General features: G+C 64.0%; 13 protein-coding genes. 10 read left to right on the forward strand and 3 right to left on the reverse strand.

Translation table 11 applies throughout. The features are described from left to right. The first annotated feature begins 51 nt into the window (after positions 1–51). Entirely contained in the window at positions 52–579 is a 528-nt protein-coding gene (locus tag AB7D48_RS08085; protein WP_427977491.1) for a ferritin-like domain-containing protein, read from the forward strand. A gap of 93 nt (positions 580–672) precedes the next feature. Here the strand turns inward: AB7D48_RS08085 and AB7D48_RS08090 are convergent, their stop codons facing one another. Next, entirely contained in the window at positions 673–2151 is a 1479-nt protein-coding gene (locus AB7D48_RS08090; RefSeq protein WP_427977493.1) for an NADP-dependent isocitrate dehydrogenase, read from the reverse strand. Positions 2152–2255: 104 nt separating this feature from the next. Beyond that, the gene (locus AB7D48_RS08095; protein ID WP_427977496.1) at positions 2256–3266 is read right to left on the reverse strand and encodes an NAD(P)/FAD-dependent oxidoreductase; all 1011 of its coding nucleotides are present in this window, start codon (positions 3264–3266) and stop codon (positions 2256–2258) included. Between the two features lie 59 nt (positions 3267–3325). Between AB7D48_RS08095 and tsaE the strand changes: the two genes are divergently transcribed. From tsaE to AB7D48_RS08125, 6 genes are read left to right on the forward strand one after another with little or no spacing between them, the layout of a single operon-like run. Then, entirely contained in the window at positions 3326–3763 is a 438-nt protein-coding gene (gene tsaE / locus AB7D48_RS08100; protein WP_427977499.1) for a tRNA (adenosine(37)-N6)-threonylcarbamoyltransferase complex ATPase subunit type 1 TsaE, read from the forward strand. After that, complete coding sequence (locus AB7D48_RS08105; protein WP_427977501.1) at positions 3753–4478, forward strand: nucleotidyltransferase family protein; 726 nt, start codon at positions 3753–3755, stop codon at positions 4476–4478. The genes tsaE and AB7D48_RS08105 overlap by 11 nt, the downstream gene beginning before the upstream one ends. Then, positions 4478–7381 carry a double-strand break repair protein AddB gene (gene addB, locus AB7D48_RS08110; protein WP_427977504.1) on the forward strand — a complete coding sequence of 968 codons (2904 nt, stop codon included), beginning with the start codon at positions 4478–4480 and terminating at the stop codon, positions 7379–7381. Before AB7D48_RS08105 ends, addB begins: the two co-directional genes overlap by 1 nt. After that, complete coding sequence (gene addA / locus AB7D48_RS08115; protein WP_427977507.1) at positions 7368–10772, forward strand: double-strand break repair helicase AddA; 3405 nt, start codon at positions 7368–7370, stop codon at positions 10770–10772. Before addB ends, addA begins: the two co-directional genes overlap by 14 nt. Positions 10773–10824: 52 nt before the next feature. Beyond that, entirely contained in the window at positions 10825–11142 is a 318-nt protein-coding gene (trxA, locus tag AB7D48_RS08120) for a thioredoxin (RefSeq protein WP_427977510.1), read from the forward strand. Next, a complete protein-coding gene (locus tag AB7D48_RS08125; RefSeq protein ID WP_427977513.1) occupies positions 11142–11534 on the forward strand; it encodes an acyl-CoA thioesterase in 393 nt (130 codons plus the stop codon). Before trxA ends, AB7D48_RS08125 begins: the two co-directional genes overlap by 1 nt. A gap of 127 nt (positions 11535–11661) precedes the next feature. Here AB7D48_RS08125 and AB7D48_RS08130 read toward each other — a convergent pair whose 3' ends face one another. Beyond that, the gene (locus tag AB7D48_RS08130; protein ID WP_427977515.1) at positions 11662–12573 is read right to left on the reverse strand and encodes an alpha/beta fold hydrolase; all 912 of its coding nucleotides are present in this window, start codon (positions 12571–12573) and stop codon (positions 11662–11664) included. A gap of 114 nt (positions 12574–12687) precedes the next feature. On the opposite strand from AB7D48_RS08130, the gene AB7D48_RS08135 reads away from it, so the two are divergent. Genes AB7D48_RS08135 through AB7D48_RS08145 form a run of 3 tightly spaced genes read left to right on the forward strand, consistent with a single transcriptional unit; the run spans position 12688 to position 16316 of the window. Beyond that, the gene (locus tag AB7D48_RS08135) at positions 12688–12882 is read left to right on the forward strand and encodes a zinc-finger domain-containing protein (protein WP_427977517.1); all 195 of its coding nucleotides are present in this window, start codon (positions 12688–12690) and stop codon (positions 12880–12882) included. Then, positions 12879–15584 (forward strand): DNA polymerase I, encoded by a 2706-nt coding sequence (gene polA, locus AB7D48_RS08140; RefSeq protein WP_427977520.1) that lies wholly within the window; start codon positions 12879–12881, stop codon positions 15582–15584. Before AB7D48_RS08135 ends, polA begins: the two co-directional genes overlap by 4 nt. An 18-nt stretch (positions 15585–15602) precedes the next feature. Continuing rightward, entirely contained in the window at positions 15603–16316 is a 714-nt protein-coding gene (locus AB7D48_RS08145; RefSeq protein ID WP_427977523.1) for a DUF6602 domain-containing protein, read from the forward strand. The last annotated feature ends 15 nt before the right edge of the window (positions 16317–16331 follow it).

Genomic DNA, 16331 nt, shown 5'->3' on the forward strand with positions numbered 1-16331 from the left:
TGATTCAGTAAATGAGAACGATTCTCATTTGTTTGGTGAAAGAGGATGGCGATGTTTGAGCAAGGTGCGGTCGGAGAAAATCATTTTCTGGCGGATGTACAGCGTTTGCACGCCACCGCCCAGGCCATGATGGCCGAGAAGGCCGAGCCCGCGATTCTATTGCAGACCGCCATGTCGGCGGAGATCGCCTGTGTGCTGCGCTACAGCATGATCGCCGTTTCCGCCGACGGGCTGGAGAATGAATGGGTGGCGACCGAGTGCGCCGCCCAGGCCGCCGATGAGCGCAGCCACATGATTCGCCTGGCCGAGCGGATTCTCACGCTGGGCGGCAAGCCGGATTATTTCTCGGCGGATCTCGCCACGCGCCGCCTGGCCCCGGAAGCCTCGCAAGGATGCCTGCCGCGTCTGTTCTCGGAAAACCTCGCCGCGGAGCAGGCGGTGATCGAGCTATATCGTGAACTTGCCGGGCATTTCGCGGGGCGCGATCCCCAGACCCATGCGATCTTGGAGGATATCCTCACCGATGAGGAGACGCACACCAAGGATCTTGAGGATCTGCTTTCGGCCCAGTTGATCTGAGCGCCCTCAGCGCCCTGGCCGGATAAGCCGTTCACGCCGTTATCCCGGAGCCTTCGCCCTGGGATAACGGCGTGTTTCGTTCGGGCTTGGAGCTTAGCCTTCGCCCTGCGGGCGCTCGAAAGCGTCCTTGCCATCGAAGCGTTGCAGCTTTTCGATATGCATCCAGGTGAATTTCGCGCCGATGCGCTGCACCAGATAGGAAATTTCCGGCTGCCCCTCGGCGGTGTCGCCCGCCAGGGAGATCGGATGCTTCAGCATGAAGCGCGCGGCGAAATGGTCGACCAGGAAGGTCTGGCCGCCCGTCGGCGGGTAGACGGTGACACCGCGGTTGGAAATGCCGGTGAGGGTGAAGGGGCTGTATTCGGACAGTGCTTCAAGCTGCTTGCCCAGCGTCTCGGCGTCCAGATCGGTTTCCAGGAACACGTCGATGCCCACCAGTTCGCGGGTGGCGGGTTCCATATGCGCGGTCAGTTTCGGCCAGGCGGTGAGTTCCAGCTTCTTGTAGGTGCGGGACTTCATCGCCGAGTTGCGGCCCAGATTGGCGATCACCTGATCCGTATAGGCCTTGGTGCCCACCCCATGGCCGCGCGGGGCGAGGTCCCCGGTGAGGTTGCGGCCCTCGGCCAGGGTCACGAACAAGGCCTGCTCCACCTTCTCGGCCACGTCGAAGGCGCCGATATGGCGCAGCAGCATGATGGAGGCGGAGAGCAGGGCGGTGGGGTTGGCCATGTCCTTGCCCGCGATGTCCGGGGCGGAACCATGCACGGCCTCGAACATCGCCACTTGGTCGCCGAGGTTGGCGGAAGGCGCGATGCCCAGCCCGCCAACCAGCCCGGCCGCGAGATCGGAAATGATGTCGCCGTTCATGTTGGAGGTGACGATGACGTCATACGCCTCGGGGCGGATGACGAGCTGGTGGGCGCAATTATCGATGATCACCTGCCCGGCCTTGATGCCGGGATATTCACGGGCCACTTTCTCGCCCATGCGCTTCATCATGCCCTCGGTGAGTTTCATGATGTTCGCCTTGTGGGCCACGGTCACGGCCTGGCGCTCCTCGGCCAGGGCCACGCCGTAAGCGGCGCGGATGATGCGTTCGCACCCGGCGGCGGTCATCAGTTTCAGGCACTGCGCGACGGTGGTGGTCTGCATATGCTCGATGCCGGCATAAACATCCTCCACGTTTTCACGGACGATCACCATGTCGATGCCCCGGCCGGAAAATGGCGTCTGGATGCCGGGCAGTTCGCGCACCGGGCGGATGTTGGCGTAAAGCTCGAAATATTTGCGCATCGTCACATTGGCGGATTTGCCGCCATAGCCGATGGGGGTTTCGAGCGGGGACTTGAGCGCCAGCTTGTTGGTGCCGATGGAATCAAGCGTCTCGCGCGGCACGCCCGTCACCACGCCGCGCTCGAAGGCCTTGGCCCCCGCCTCGGCGAACTCCCATTCGATGGGCGCTTCGGCGGCGGTCAGGATCTTGATGGTGGCGTCCATGACCTCTGGGCCGATACCGTCCCCCGGCAAAGCTGTGACTTTGGTTTTCGGGGTCGTGGTGGCATCGGCTGTCATGAACTCGCTCCATGCGTAATGTTTGGGTGGCGGCCTTATAGCCCGCTGTTGCGGCGCGGCATATACGTGCCGGGATCAAATCGGCTATGGGCTGGGGGCGGTGCTCAGCCCGGCACGCCTTTCGTGGTCGAGTATTCGAAATGCAGCGCTTTGTCGGGGTTCACGACCCCATAGGCGGCATGCGCGGCCACCGCGCCCTCGGCGAAGCCTTGCAGGATCAGTTTCAGCTTGCCGGGATAGGCGGCGATGTCCCCCACCGCGAACAGGCCTGGCAGGGAGCTTTGCATCGTGGCCGGGTCCACGGTCACGCGGCCCTGTGCCAGATCCAGCCCCCATTCGGCGATCGGCCCCAGATCCATCGCCAAGCCGAAGAAAGGCAGCAGGACATCGGCGCCGAGCTTTTTGGTGGCGCCGTCCAGGTCGGCCACTTCCACGGCTTCCAGTTTTCCGCCCGCGCCATGCAGGGCATGAAGCTGGTAGGGGATCGCCATCTCCACCTTTCCCGCCGCCGCCAGCGCGTCGAGCTGCGCGCTGCTTTCGGGGGCGGCGCGGAATTTCGGACGGCGATGCACCACGGCGATGCTGGCGGCGATGCCCTGCAGGGCCAGCGCCCAGTCCACCGCCGAATCACCGCCCCCGGCGATAACCACGCGCTTGCCCCGCAGATCCTCGCGCTTCCTGACATAATAGCGCACGGCGCCGCTGGCTTCATAGGCCGCCAGCCCTTCCAGGGGCGGGCGGTTGGGGCCAAAGGCGCCAGCGCCGGCGGCGAGGAGGACGGTCTTGGCCTTGATGGCATCCCCCGCGCTGGTGGCCAGGGTAAAATCCCCTGCTCGCCCGGACAGTCCCGTCACCTGCCGCCCGAGCAGCTTGGGGCAGTCGAACGGCGCGATCTGCTCTTCCAGCCGGGCGATCAGCGCGCCGCCCTCGATGGCCGGATGGGCGGGAATGTCATAGATCGGTTTTTCCGGATAGAGCGCGACACATTGGCCGCCCAGCTCATCCAGGGCATCGATCAGCACGCAGGACAGTTTCAGCATCCCGCATTCGAATACCGCGAACATGCCGGCGGGGCCGGCGCCTATGATCGCCACATCGGCGGACAGCGTTTCCATGCCGCATGCTTTGCCCCGACCCCCTTTCACAATCAAGCGTCCGGCCCCAAAACATATCCATGCGCCTTCACCTGAATGACGAGTCGGACACACAGCGCCTGGGGGAGAGGCTGGCCGCCATTGCCCGGCCAGGCGACGTGCTGTTGCTGGAAGGCCCGCTCGGCGCGGGAAAAAGCAGCCTGGCGCGGGCCTTTATCCGCGCCAGGCTGGGCGATGCGCGCTTGAACGTGCCCAGCCCCAGCTTCACGCTGGTTCAATGCTATGAAACGCCGGATGGCGGGCGGATCTGGCATTACGATCTATGGCGGCTGGACGGCGCGGCCGCGATGGAAGAGCTGGGCTGGGACGAGGCGCTGGCCGGCATCGCGCTGGTGGAATGGCCGGACCGGCTGGGCGCGCTGGCGCCGCGGGCGGCGTGGCGGCTCACACTCTCATTCGCGGGGACGGGGCGCATGGTTGAGATTGAAGGGGATTTGAGAGGTTTCGATGCAACCTGACACGGCGGTGATTTTATGCGCGGGGCTGGGTGAAAGGATGCGCCCGCTCAGTCTCAACACCCCCAAGCCGCTGCTGTATCTGGCGGGGCAGCCGATCCTGGCGCACACGATGGAAAGGTTGCGGGCGGCGGGCGTGACACGCGTGATCGTCAATGCCTTCCATCTCGCGGATCAGATCGAGACGTTCTTCTCCCAGTATGAGGGGGTGAGCGTCATGCACGAGGATGAGCTGCTGGAAACCGGCGGCGCCCTGGCCGCGATGGCCAGCAAGGGCGTGTTGCCCGATGGGCCTTTTTATATAATCAATGGCGATTCCTACTGGGTGGATGGTCCTTCCGCCGCCTTGCCGCGCTTGGCCGCCGCCTTCGACCCGGCGCGCGAGGATGCGGCGCTGCTGCTCGCCCGTTCCGCCGGCACCATCGCCGAGACGCTTTATGGCGATTTCATCTGGGCCCGCGATGGCGAATTGCGCCGCCGGCTGGAGCGGGAGGTGGCGCCCTATCTTTATTCAGGCATCCAGATCGCCACCAAGGCGCTGCTGCATGGCGCCCAGCCTGAACGTTTCTCGCTGAACCGGCTTTGGGACGAGGCGCTGGCGGCGGCGCGGCTGAACGCGGTGATCCACGATGGAGTCTGGTTTCACCTCTCCACCCCGTCGGATATCGTGCGCGCGGAAGCCTTGCTGCGGGCGCGGGAAGTGGGCAATTCCACCTGATGGCGCGCCGTCCGCGTATTGGCGCCTTCCCGCCGGAAGCCGCGTTCCTGCCCGCGCTGGCGCGGCTATGGCTGGCCGAGGGCGGGGCGCATGAAGGGCTGATCGTCTTGCCCAGCCGCCGCGCCGCCCAGGCCTTGTCGGGGGCGTTTCTGGAGGCCAATGGCGGCAAGGCCCTGCTGCTGCCGCGCATCGTGGCTCTGGGCAATATCGACGAGGCGGGGTTGCTGCTCTCGGCCGGGTTTTCCCTGCCGCCCGCCATGGCGCCCGCGCGGCGGCAAGCGCTGCTGGCCAAGCTGATTCTGCAAAAACCCCGGGACAGCGGCGCGCCGCAGACGCTCCCCGCCGCCTGGGAACTGGCGGCTGAATTCGCCACATTGCTGGACGAGGCGGACCATGCCGGGGTGGATCTGGCGCGAACCCTGCCAGGTCTGGTGCGCGAGGATTTCGCTGAGCATTGGCAGAAAACGCTGGAATTTCTCACCATCGTCACCAGGCATTGGCCGGATATTCTCCAGGCCGAGGGCGCGATGAACCCCGCCCGGCGCCTGGCCTTGCTGATCGAGGCGCAGGCCAGGGCCTGGGAAGACAATCCGCCCCCCGGCCCGGTCTGGATGGTGGCGGCGGAGGGCACGCCCGCCATTGCCCGCATGGCGGAGATGGTGGCCGGGTTGCCGCGCGGCCGGCTGATCCTGCCCGGGTTCGACACGCATCTTCGCGCGGAGGCCTGGGCCGGTATCGAAGAGTCCCATGCCCAGGGCGGCATCGCCAGGCTGCTTGCGGATATTGGCGCGCGGCTGGAGGAGGTGGAGGTGCTGCCCGCGCCGCCCGGCCTTGTGCCGGCGGGGCGGAGTGAAGTGCTCTCCCGTGCCTTGCTGCCCGCGGCCGCATTGTCGGACTGGCAAAACCCCGCGCCCCTGAACCTCGATGGCCTCACCCGCCTGGAAACCGGAGACGAGGCGCAAAACGCCCTGGCCATCGCCATGGTTTTGCGTCAGGCCCTGCAAACGCCAGGCAAAAGCGCGGCGCTCATCACGCCGGACCGTGCCCTCGCCGCGCGGGTGGGCGCGGCGCTGAAGCGTTTTGGCATTACGGCGGATGACAGCGCGGGCGAGAATCTGGCCGTCACGCCGCCGGCCATATTCCTGCGGTTGCTGGCCCGCGCCGCGCGGGAGAATTATGCGCCGCTGCCGCTGCTCGCCCTGCTGAAGCACCCGCTCGCCACGGGGAATCTACCCCCGCAATCCTTCCGGGACATGGCCAGACGGCTGGAAAAACACGCCTTGCGCGGGCCGCGCCCGCCACCGGGGCTGGAGGGGTTGCGTTTTCGGCTAAGGGAAGAGCACCAGGCCGAAACGGATTTTCTCACCCAATTGGAACGCATGCTGGCGCCGCTGGCATTGCCGGTGGCGGTGTCGCCGGTGGCGGCGTTGACAGCGCTGATCGAGGCTGGGGAAAGCCTCGCCGCCACGCCTGGCGTGCCGGGCCCGGAACGGCTTTGGGCGGGGGAGGCGGGCAATGCCCTCTCGGGCCTGCTGGCCGAGAGTCTCCTGGCCCTGGAGGATATGCCGGACATGGCCCCCGCCGACTTACCCGCGCTTCTGGACGCGCTGATGGCGGGGCAGGTGGTGCGCCGCCCCCGTGCCAAGGACGGGCATCCGCGGATCGCCATATGGGGTATCCAGGAGGCGGCGCTGCAAAGCGTGGATGTGGCGGTGCTGGGCGGGCTGGTGGAAGGTGTGTGGCCCGCGCCGGAGGAGCCTGGCCCCTGGCTTTCCCGTCCAATGCGCAAGCAGGCTGGCCTGCCGAGTCCGGAATTGAAAATCGGCCAGGCGGCGCATGGGTTTTTCTCTTTGGCCAGCGCCTGCCCGGGCGTGATCCTGGCCACGCCGAAGCGGCGTGAGCGCGCGCCCGCCGTGCCCGCGCGCTGGCTGACACGCCTTTCGGCGATGCTGGCGGGGCAGGGGGGGGAGCTGCCCCAGCATGAGGCCGCGCTCTGGGCCGGGCGGCTCGACCTGCCGGTGGCGCGAGCCAGGCGGGCGCGCCCGCGCCCCACTCCGCCCTCTGACAAGCGCCCGCGCGTTTATTCCATTTCCGACATCGCCACCCTGATGGCCGACCCCTATGCCATTTATGCCCGAAAGGTGCTGAAGCTTTCCCCGCTCGACCCGCTGGACGAGGAGAGCGACGCCAGCCAGTTCGGCGATGTGGTGCATGCGGGGCTGGCGGCGTTCTTCGCCGGTTCGGAGGTGAACGCTCCGGATGCCCCCGCCCGTCTGCGCCTTGCGTTGGAAGTGGCCATGCGTGACTCCCGCCCGCGCGAAGCCTTGGCGCAATGGTGGAGCGCGCGGCTGGAGCGCATCGCGGATTGGCTGGTGGATACCGAGCGGGCCCGCCTGGCCGCCAGCGGCGTGCCCGTCGCCCGTGCCCTGGAGCATAAGGGGGAATGGCGGCTTCCCGGAGGGTTTCTGTTGAAAGGCCGCGCCGACCGGATCGAGCGCGACGCGGATGGCAAGTTGCGCATCATCGACTACAAGACCGGCACCGTGCCCGCCGAGACAAAAGTGAAGGCGGGCACGGCGCCGCAATTGCCGCTGGAGGCGGCGATGGCCGAAAACGGCGCCTTTGGCGATATATTCATCGCTCAGGCGAAGGAACTGATCTATGTCGCTCTCTCCGGCCGCGCGGAAGCGGGTGCCGAAACGACGATTTTAAAAAAACCGGAAGAGCTGCGCGAGGTGGTGGAGCGCGCGGCGGGGGTGGCGGGTCTGCTGGCGAAATATGCCGATCCAGACAAACCTTTTTTGGCCTCCCCGCATCCGGGGCGGGAAAACCGGTATGACGATTACGCGGGCATTTCACGCCGCGCCGAATGGGGCGGGGAGGATGAAGATGCCAGCGATTGAGGATGCCAACCGGGAGCAATTGCGGGCCTCCGATCCCGATGTTTCCGCCTTTGTCGCGGCCTCGGCCGGCAGCGGCAAGACCAAGCTGCTCACCGACCGGCTCTTGCGTTTGATGCTGGCGGGCACGGCGCCGGAGAAAATTCTCTGCCTTACCTACACCAAGGCGGCGGCGGCGGAGATGCGCATCCGCCTGAACAAGCGCCTGGGCGAATGGGTGGCGATGCGCCAAGAGACTTTGCGCGCCAGGCTGAGCGCGTTGAACGTGGAACCGGACGAGGCGACGCTTGCGCGCGCGCGCAAGCTCTTTGCCGATGTTCTGGATCTTCCAGGCGGCATGCGGATCGAGACCATCCATGCTTTTTGCCAGTCGCTGTTGCGACGCTTCCCGCTGGAAGCCCGGCTCTCTCCGCATTTCAGCGTGGCGGACGACGAGACGGCGGGTCAACGCTTGCGCGAGGCGCGCGAGCATGTGCTGGCCAGCCCGCAAGCGCGCGCGGCGGTGGGGTTGCTGGCGGCGGAGATCGACGAGACGCGTTTCTCTGATCTGAGCGGCAAGTTCGTCGATGGCGTGGACAAGGATTTTTTCAACCTGACACGGGATGCCAGGGAGGCCCTGCTGCGCGCCGTCTTGGCGGCGGCGGATGAGGATGAGGAGATCTTGCTGCATCGTTTCGTCTCCCCGCCCCGCGAGACGATCTTGCGCGATGTCTTGCGGCTGGTTGCCGAGCGCGGCAATGCCAGCGGTCAGAAATGGGCCTGTTTGGCGCTCGATTGGCTGGCCTTGCCGCTTGGGCGGCGTCTTTCCGGGCGTGAGGTCTGGACGAAAACCTGCCTGACCAAGGAAGGCGAACCCCTTACATTGCGCGGTTTCTGCGGCAAGAAGCTGGCGGCGGAGGAAGCCGCGATCAAGGCCGAAATCGTCAAGGAAGCAGAGCGTATCCAGACTCTCCAGGACCGGCTGAAGCTCATCCGTCTTGTGAATATCAATCAAGCGCTGCTGGAAATCCTCACCCCCGTCGCCATGGCGGAGCGCGCGGCCAAAAGCCTCGCTTCGGAACTGTCCTATGGAGACCTCATCAACCAGACCTCGGAACTTCTCATCGACCCTGGCGCGGCCTGGGTGCTTTACAAGCTGGATGGCGGTATCGAGCATCTGCTGCTGGATGAGGTGCAGGACACCGCCCCCGCCCAATGGGAAATCGCCAATGCCATCGCCGCGGAATTCTTCGCGGGTCTTGGCGCGCGGGAGGAGCCGCGCAGCATCTTCGCGGTGGGTGACCCGAAGCAATCCATCTTCTCATTTCAGGGCGCTGATCTGAAAAGTTTTGAATTCTACAAGGATAAATTCAAATCCTCCGCCATGTCCGCCGGGCGGGGCTGGCTGGATGGCACGCTCTCCGTTTCCTTTCGCTCCACCGCGCCGGTGTTGGCGCTCACCGATGCCGTATTCGCCGAAGGCCCCGCCCGCGGCGGTGTCGTCGCGCCGGGGGAAACGCTGCGCCATGGTGTCAGCCGCGCTGGGCAAGCGGGCAGGGCCACGCTGTGGCCCTTGGTGGAAGCCGCGCAAGCCGGTGAGATCCCAGCCTGGGATCTGCCGGAGGATTATCAGCGCGCGGACTCCTCCATCGTTCTTCTCGCGCGCAAGCTCGGCGATTATATCGAGACGCGTCTCGCCCAGCCCTTGCCCGCCAAGGGCCGGGGGGCACGGCCGGGGGATTTTCTCATTCTGGTGCGCTCTCGCGGCGCCATTGTCGGGGCCATCACCTCGGAACTGAAATCGCGCGGCATCGATGTCGCCGGGCTGGACCGCATGGTGCTGCCCGAACAGCCGGCGGTGTCGGACATGCTGGCTTTATGCGACGCGCTGCTGCTGCCGGAGGACGACCTCGCCTTCGCGCAATTTCTCGTCTCCCCGCTGGGCGGTCTGTCCGATGAGAGCCTGATGGCGCTTGCCATGGACCGCCCTGGCTCCCTGGTGGGAGCGCTTTACGCCCGGGCGGAGGAGCGTGCCGAATGGCGGGCCCCCAAGCAATTCTACGAGGCTTTGCGCGCCCGGGCGGATTTCGACACACCCTTCGCGCTGCTTTCCGATGCGTTGGGCGTGCTGGGTGGCCGCGCGCGTCTGCTTGCGCGCTTCGGCCCGGAAGCGGCGGAGCCTCTGGATGAGTTTTTGGCGGAGGCGCTGCATTTCTCCGCCGCCGAGCCGGGCAGCCTGCAAGGTTTCGTCCATCGCCTGCGTCACCTCGCGATGGCCATCAAACGCGAGGCCGAGGCGGGCGGCGATGAAGTCCGGATCATGACCGTGCACGGCGCCAAGGGCTTGCAGGCCCCCATCGTCATTTTGCCGGATACGGTGGGTCTGCCCCAGGCGGAAACCGGGCTGCTCTGGATGGATGTGCCCCAGAGCGGTGGAAAACTGCCCATTTTCTGCCCCCGCGCGGAATTGCGCCCCAAGCTGCTGGCCATGGAGCAGGCGGCCCAGCGCAGCGCGCAGATCGAGGAATATAACCGCCTGCTTTATGTGGCGCTCACCCGCGCGGAGGATGAAATTCTCATCTGCGGGGCCGCCGGGCGCCGGGCTCTTCCCGCCAATTGCTGGTATGAGGCGGTGCGGGCCGGGTTCGCGCGTCTGCCCGCCCGGCAAGAGGAAAATGGCGATCTGGTCCATGAGTGCCCGCAAGAGGCCAAGCCGGATGGCATGGCCCAGCCGCGCGAGACGCGCCACGCCGCATTGCCCGACTGGGCCGGGCACGCGCCGGACTGGCGGGCTGTCCCCGCGCCGAAAGACCCGCCGGGCCTGGAGCGAATCGTTCCCAGCCGGGTGACGGAGGAAAATCCCCGCATGGTCCTGGCCGTCAGTCCGCTGGCCGGGCCGCAAGCGCCCGCCGCCCGGCGCGCGGCGGCCATGGCGCGCGGCATTTGCGTGCATGCCTTGTTGCAGCATCTGCCGGGCTTGGCCGAGGCGGAGCGCGAGCGCGCCGCTCTGGCGTATCTGGCGGCGCAACCCGCCTTGGCCGGCGAGGCGGCGGAAATTTGCGATTCGGTGCTGAGAATTCTGCATGATCCCGCCCTTGAAGCGCTTTTTGGCCCCGGCTCCATCGCCGAAATGCCGCTGGCGGGAATTGTCGCCGGGCGTGAAATGGGCGGCGTGGCCGACCGGGTGTTTATCGGTGCCACGGAAATCATTGTCGCGGACTACAAGACGGATAGAAATCCGCCAGCGCTTCCCGCCGGAATTCCAGAAAAATATCTTCTTCAGCTTGCCGCTTACCGGGCCGTGCTGCGGCAGATCCATCCGGGCCTGCCCGTGCGCTGCCTGTTGGTCTGGACCGCGTCCGCCACGGCCATGCCCGTGCCGGACGCGGCGCTGGAGAAAGCCGGGCTGGCTTGATCCCCCCGCCATTCGCGGCCATGTTACGGAAAACTTTTTCATTGGGTGTCGCATGAGTAAAGCCGTAACCGACGAAACCTTCGCAACGGATGTGCTGAAATCCGGTAAGCCCGTTTTGGTGGATTTCTGGGCTGAATGGTGTGGTCCGTGCAGGTCCATCGCCCCCTCCCTGGAGGATCTGTCCAAGGAATATGAGGGCAAGCTGGATGTGGTGAAGGTGAATATCGACGAGAATCCGATGACCCCCACCCAGTATGGCGTGCGCGGTATTCCGACGCTGCTCATCTTCAAGGATGGCAAGGTGGCCGCCCAGCAGGTGGGGGCCGCGCCAAAATCCGTTCTCAAGGCCTGGGTCGAAAAGAATCTCTAATGCCCGATCGTGAGACCCCGCCGGATGTCATGCCGATGATCCGCACGATCGCCATGCCAGCCGACGCGAACGCCAATGGCGATATTTTCGGCGGCTGGCTCATGAGCCAGATGGATCTGGCGGCGGGTAACCTTGCCCAGCGCGCGGCGCATGGGCGTTGTGTGACCGTTTCCGTTGAGGCCATGAGCTTCATTCGCCCGGTGAAGGTGGGCGATGAGGTCAGTGTCTATTGCGAGTTGCTGTCCACCGGCCGGACCTCGATGAATATTTCCGTCGAGGCTTGGCGGCGTGAGCGCGCCGAGCAGAATGACGAGCGGGTGACCAAGGCGGTGTTCAAGTTCGTGGCCATCGACTCCACCGGCCGGCCGCGCCCGTTGCCCGGCAAGGTTTGAGCGGCCGTTTCCACAGCGCGGCCAAGTATCAGATTGAAGTAACTGAAAATTTTACGTGGGTTTGGGGGCGCCGTTTGTGGAACGCGTCACCCCCGGACTTTTTTGCGGGACTTTTTCACCCGCTTTTTCAATCGCCTGTCGCCAGAAACACCGTGGCCTGGCTTGGCGCATCGGAGGGCAGGCCGCGCCCTTCCAGAAACGCCAGCATGTCCGCGCTTGGTACCGCCCGCTCCAGGTCGCGCGGGATCAGGTGATAATCCGGCGGGTAATATGCCAGGGTCACGGGCGCCTGGGCGGGAATCGACCGCCAGCAGGCGCGCATCGCCTCCTTTGGAATCAGTTCGTCATGCCCGCCATACAGAAACAGCGCCTTTTGGTCGAAATGCCCGCACGCGGCCTGGGCCTGGCCCATCAGCTCCACCAGCCCGGCGATATTGTCGATGCGCGGCGCATGGATGGTCAGCGGATCCTCCCCGAAGGCGATCAGCGCCGCCTTGTTGTCGGAGGCCTTGACATGCACGGATTGCCCGGAAAGCCGCTTGGCGGGAGCGAAGAAATCCGCCACGCGCAGCGTTGCCTTGTAGAGAGGGTCCATGGCTGGGCCGCCCCACACGGCGGGGGCTGAAAGCACATAGCCATTCACCGGCGGCGGATTGGGCGAGGCGCCAAGCAATATGCCAATAGCCCCGCCCATGCTTTCGCCCATGATATAGAGCGGCGTATGCGGGTAACGGGCGCGCAACTGCTCCGCTTCCTCCCGCGCTTCCTCCACCAGCACGCCGGTGCCGGGCCATATGCCCCGGTTTTTCGTCGCGCCGAAGGAGGAAAGATCCGGCGCGTAAATCTCAACGCCTCGTGGGTTCAGATAGCCGGCCAGGATCGCCCAGCCATCCCGGCTGTCCGTATAGCCATGCAGCGCCAGCACCACTTCCTTGACGTTCCCTTGCGCCGGGTAGAGCCGGTATGGCTGCCGGGCACCGTCCTTCAGCTCAAAATAGCCCGAGGTGACGATCGGGTGCCCAGGCGTGGCCCTTGGCACGCCGAACGGGACGGTGGCGCAACCGGATAGCACCAATGCCGTCCCCAGCTTGGGTATGGCGCGGAATGAAGCTAAGAGGGGAGCGGTTAAAGCTTTACAGCGGAGAAGGGCCCCATGAGCGTACAAACGGACTCGATCAACCATTCCGAAATCATTCATGTCAAAACCCGCTCCGTCTCCTGCGATGGCGGCGTGGGGACGCTCGGCCATCCCAAGGTTTACCTGCGTATTCTCGACAAGCAAATCGCTTGCCCCTATTGCTCGCGCATTTTCATCCTGGACGGCGACGGCGCGGACGAGAGCCATTGAAGCTCGTCCTGGTCGACGGCTCGGGTTTCATCTTCCGGGCCTTTCATGCGATCCCCGACATGCAGCGCGCGGATGGCGTGCATGTGAACGCGGTTTTCGGCTTCTGCAACATGCTGGCGCGGTTGCTGAAGGACCATACCGGCACCCATCTGGCGGTGATCTTCGATGCCGGGCGAAAGACCTTTCGGGATCGCATCTACGACCAGTACAAGGCCCATCGCCCGCCTCCGCCGCCTGAGCTGGTGCCGCAATTCGCGCTCATCCGCGAGGCGACGAAGGCTTTCGGCGTGCCCTCCATCGAGCTTGAGGATTGGGAGGCGGACGATCTCATCGCCGCTTATGCCCGTCAGGCGCGCGAGGAAGGGGGAGAGGTTGTCATCGTCTCCTCCGATAAGGATTTGATGCAGCTTTTGCGCGACGGCGTGGAAATGCTGGACCCGATGAAGAATACCCCCATCGGCCTGGATGAGGTTGAAAAAAAATTCGGCGTCACGCCGGACAAGGTGATCGAGGTGCAGTCCCTCATCGGCGACTCGGTGGATAATGTGCCGGGTGTGCCGGGCATCGGCCCCAAGGGGGCGGCGGCGCTGATCAACGAATATGGCACGTTGGAAAAAGTGCTGGAGGCAGCCCCCTCCATGAAACCCTCCAAGCGCCGTGATTCGCTGATCGAGCATGCCGAGGCCGCGCGTCTTTCCAAACAGCTTGTCACGCTGCGCGCGGATGCGCCCTTGCCCCTGCCGGTGGGCGAGCTGGGGGTGAGGGCGTGGGACGCCGCCGTGCTGCGTGCCTTCCTGGCCGAGAATAATTTCCGCTCCATCCGCCATCGCCTGGGGCTGGAGGATGGCGCCGCCGAGGAGAGCGTGGAGGTGGAGCACAGCAGCGCCCCCTTCGGCCCCTACAAGCCCATTCACAAGCTGGAAGAGCTGCGCGAGATCGCCGGCGCGGCGCGCGAGACCGGGCTGCTCGCCCTCTCCGTGCAGACGGACGATCCAAACGGCTTGCATGGCAATCTGGTCGGGCTGGGGCTGGCGGCCAAGCCGGGGCAGGGGGCGTATCTGCCGCTGAAGCACCATGTCACGCTGGATGCCGAGCCGCAGCTTTCCTGGGATGATGCGCTTGGGGTACTGAACGCGGTCTTTACCGATGTCTCGGTGCTGAAAATCTTCCACGATGCGAAATTTTCCATGGAGGTCCTGGGCCGTGCCGGTCTCGCGCCCGTGGCGCCGCTGGATGATGCCATGCTCATCTCCTACGCCCAGGATGCTGGAAATTTCGCGCAGGATCTCGCCACCTTGGCGCGCGTGCATCTCTCCCACAGCGTGAAATCCGCCGACGATGTCACCGGCACGGGCCGCAACCGCGTGAATTTCGCCGAGGCCCCGGTGGAGAAGGCCACGGCCTATGCGGGCGAGGCGGCGGATGTGAGCTTGCGCCTCTGGGGGCAGCTCAAGCCGGCGCTGCGCGTGCATAAATCCCTGGTGCTCTATGAGTTGCTGGAGAAAAAACTCATTCCCGTGCTGGCGGAGATGGAAAAAGAGGGCGTGCTGGTGGACAGGGAGGATCTCTTGGCCATGTCCACCGAATTTGAACGCCGCATGGGCGCGTTCGAGGCGCAGATCCACAAGCTCGCCGGGCATGATTTCAATGTCGGCAGCCCGAAGCAGTTGGGCGAGGTGCTGTTTGAGGAAATGAAGCTGCCGGGCGGCAAGAAAGGCAAAAACGGCGCCTGGGGCACGGATTCCTCGGTGCTGGAAAATCTGGCCGAGCAGGGGGAGGAGATCGCGGCGCGGGTGATGGATTGGCGCCAGCTTTCCAAGCTGAAATCCACCTATGCCGATGCGCTGGTCGAGCAGATCGACCCCAGGACCGGGCGCGTGCATACCAACTTCCAGATGGCGGCCACCACCACCGGGCGGCTTTCCTCCACCGATCCAAACTTGCAGAATATTCCCATCAGAACCGAGGAAGGCGGGCGGATCAGAAAAACCTTCATCGCCGCGGCTGGGCATAGTTTGATCTCGGCGGATTATTCGCAGATCGAGCTGCGGCTTTTGGCGCATGTGGCGGATATTCCAGCACTGAAGCAGAGTTTTGAGAAGGGTGAGGATATTCACGCCCGCACCGCCTCCGAAGTGTTCGGCGTGCCGATGCGGGAAATGGACAGCGCCACGAGGCGGCGCGCCAAGGCGATTAATTTCGGCATCATCTACGGCATTTCCGCCTTTGGGCTGGCCCGCCAGCTTGGCATTTCCGCTGGCGAGGCCAAGAGCTATATCGATGCCTATTTCAAGCGCTACCCGGAAATCCGCGCCTATATGGACAGCACGAAGGAACAGGCCCGCGCGGACGGGTTTGTTTTAACGCCGTTCGGGCGGCGCTGCTGGGTGCCGCGCATCAAGGATAAAATTCCCGCTTTACGCGCCTATGCCGAACGCCAGGCCATCAACGCGCCGCTGCAAGGCGGAGCGGCGGACATCATCAAGCGCGCCATGGTGAAATTGCCAAAGGCCTTGAAGGAAGCTGGGCTTTCGGCAAGGCTTCTGCTTCAGGTGCATGACGAATTGCTGTTCGAGGCGCCAGACGACGAGACCGAGAAAGCCGCGAAGCTGGCGCAAGAGGTGATGCAGAACGCGGCGGCCCTGTCAGTGCCGCTGGTGGTTGAGACTGGTGTGGGGAAGGATTGGGGGAAGGCGCATTAGAGTCATAGGGGTGGCAATATGGCAACAGTTCTAAGAAATTACTGCGAAAACGCATTAAAGGTTTTTGAGGCTCAGTATGGAGCTTCGAGCGTTTTAACGCATGGGGCTTCGCTGGGTTCTGTGCGAGAACAAATCATTCGTGACTTCCTACAGAGTCATTTGCCTGAGATGGTTAATATAGTTTCGGGACAGATTTTTGATTCCAAAGATCGGAGATCAACACAGCAAGATGCAGTTCTCGTACTTAAAAGTGTCCCAAGGTTGCCATTTGCTAGTGGTATTGACCTGATTTTCATTGAAGGTGTTGTTTCCACGATTGAGGTAAAAAGTAGCTTAAGCGCTCCTGTCCTTAAACAAATAGGCGATGGAATTAAGAGTGTAAAAAGCCTGACTCCCTCAATCTGGGGGAATGTAGAAATGGGAAAAAGCCATAGCTGGCCTTCGGATAAAATATTAAGTGTTGTCGTAACTTATAAGGGATCAAGTTTTGACGCGTTGTTAGCTGTCCTGGCTTCAATGGATGACACAGAGCGTCCCGACCTAATCTTTGATCTGTCAAAAGGGCTTTTGATACGCAACCATGGGCTTCTAGTGCAACAGCGCTCTCACGACAATTATGTGCGTTTTGATAACCCTAGTGTTGGGTTTACACTGTTTCTCACGTTTCTTTCTGAAATCTCTGGTACGGTCGGTGCTCGAGGCGTGGTATGGCGTAATTATTTTCTACCATGATTGAAACCGATCTAA

The sequence above is a fragment of the Acidocella sp. genome, from assembly GCF_050253495.1.
Taxonomy (GTDB): Bacteria; Pseudomonadota; Alphaproteobacteria; order Acetobacterales; family Acetobacteraceae; genus Acidocella.

Coding starts and splice junctions, on each gene's coding strand:
- AB7D48_RS08085 (WP_427977491.1), top strand. CDS start 52: ATGTTTGAGCAAGGTGCGGTCGGAGAAAATCATTTTCTGGCGGATGTA.
- AB7D48_RS08090 (WP_427977493.1), bottom strand. CDS start 2,151: ATGACAGCCGATGCCACCACGACCCCGAAAACCAAAGTCACAGCTTTG.
- AB7D48_RS08095 (WP_427977496.1), bottom strand. CDS start 3,266: ATGGAAACGCTGTCCGCCGATGTGGCGATCATAGGCGCCGGCCCCGCC.
- tsaE (WP_427977499.1), top strand. CDS start 3,326: ATGCGCCTTCACCTGAATGACGAGTCGGACACACAGCGCCTGGGGGAG.
- AB7D48_RS08105 (WP_427977501.1), top strand. CDS start 3,753: ATGCAACCTGACACGGCGGTGATTTTATGCGCGGGGCTGGGTGAAAGG.
- addB (WP_427977504.1), top strand. CDS start 4,478: ATGGCGCGCCGTCCGCGTATTGGCGCCTTCCCGCCGGAAGCCGCGTTC.
- addA (WP_427977507.1), top strand. CDS start 7,368: ATGCCAGCGATTGAGGATGCCAACCGGGAGCAATTGCGGGCCTCCGAT.
- trxA (WP_427977510.1), top strand. CDS start 10,825: ATGAGTAAAGCCGTAACCGACGAAACCTTCGCAACGGATGTGCTGAAA.
- AB7D48_RS08125 (WP_427977513.1), top strand. CDS start 11,142: ATGCCCGATCGTGAGACCCCGCCGGATGTCATGCCGATGATCCGCACG.
- AB7D48_RS08135 (WP_427977517.1), top strand. CDS start 12,688: ATGAGCGTACAAACGGACTCGATCAACCATTCCGAAATCATTCATGTC.
- AB7D48_RS08145 (WP_427977523.1), top strand. CDS start 15,603: ATGGCAACAGTTCTAAGAAATTACTGCGAAAACGCATTAAAGGTTTTT.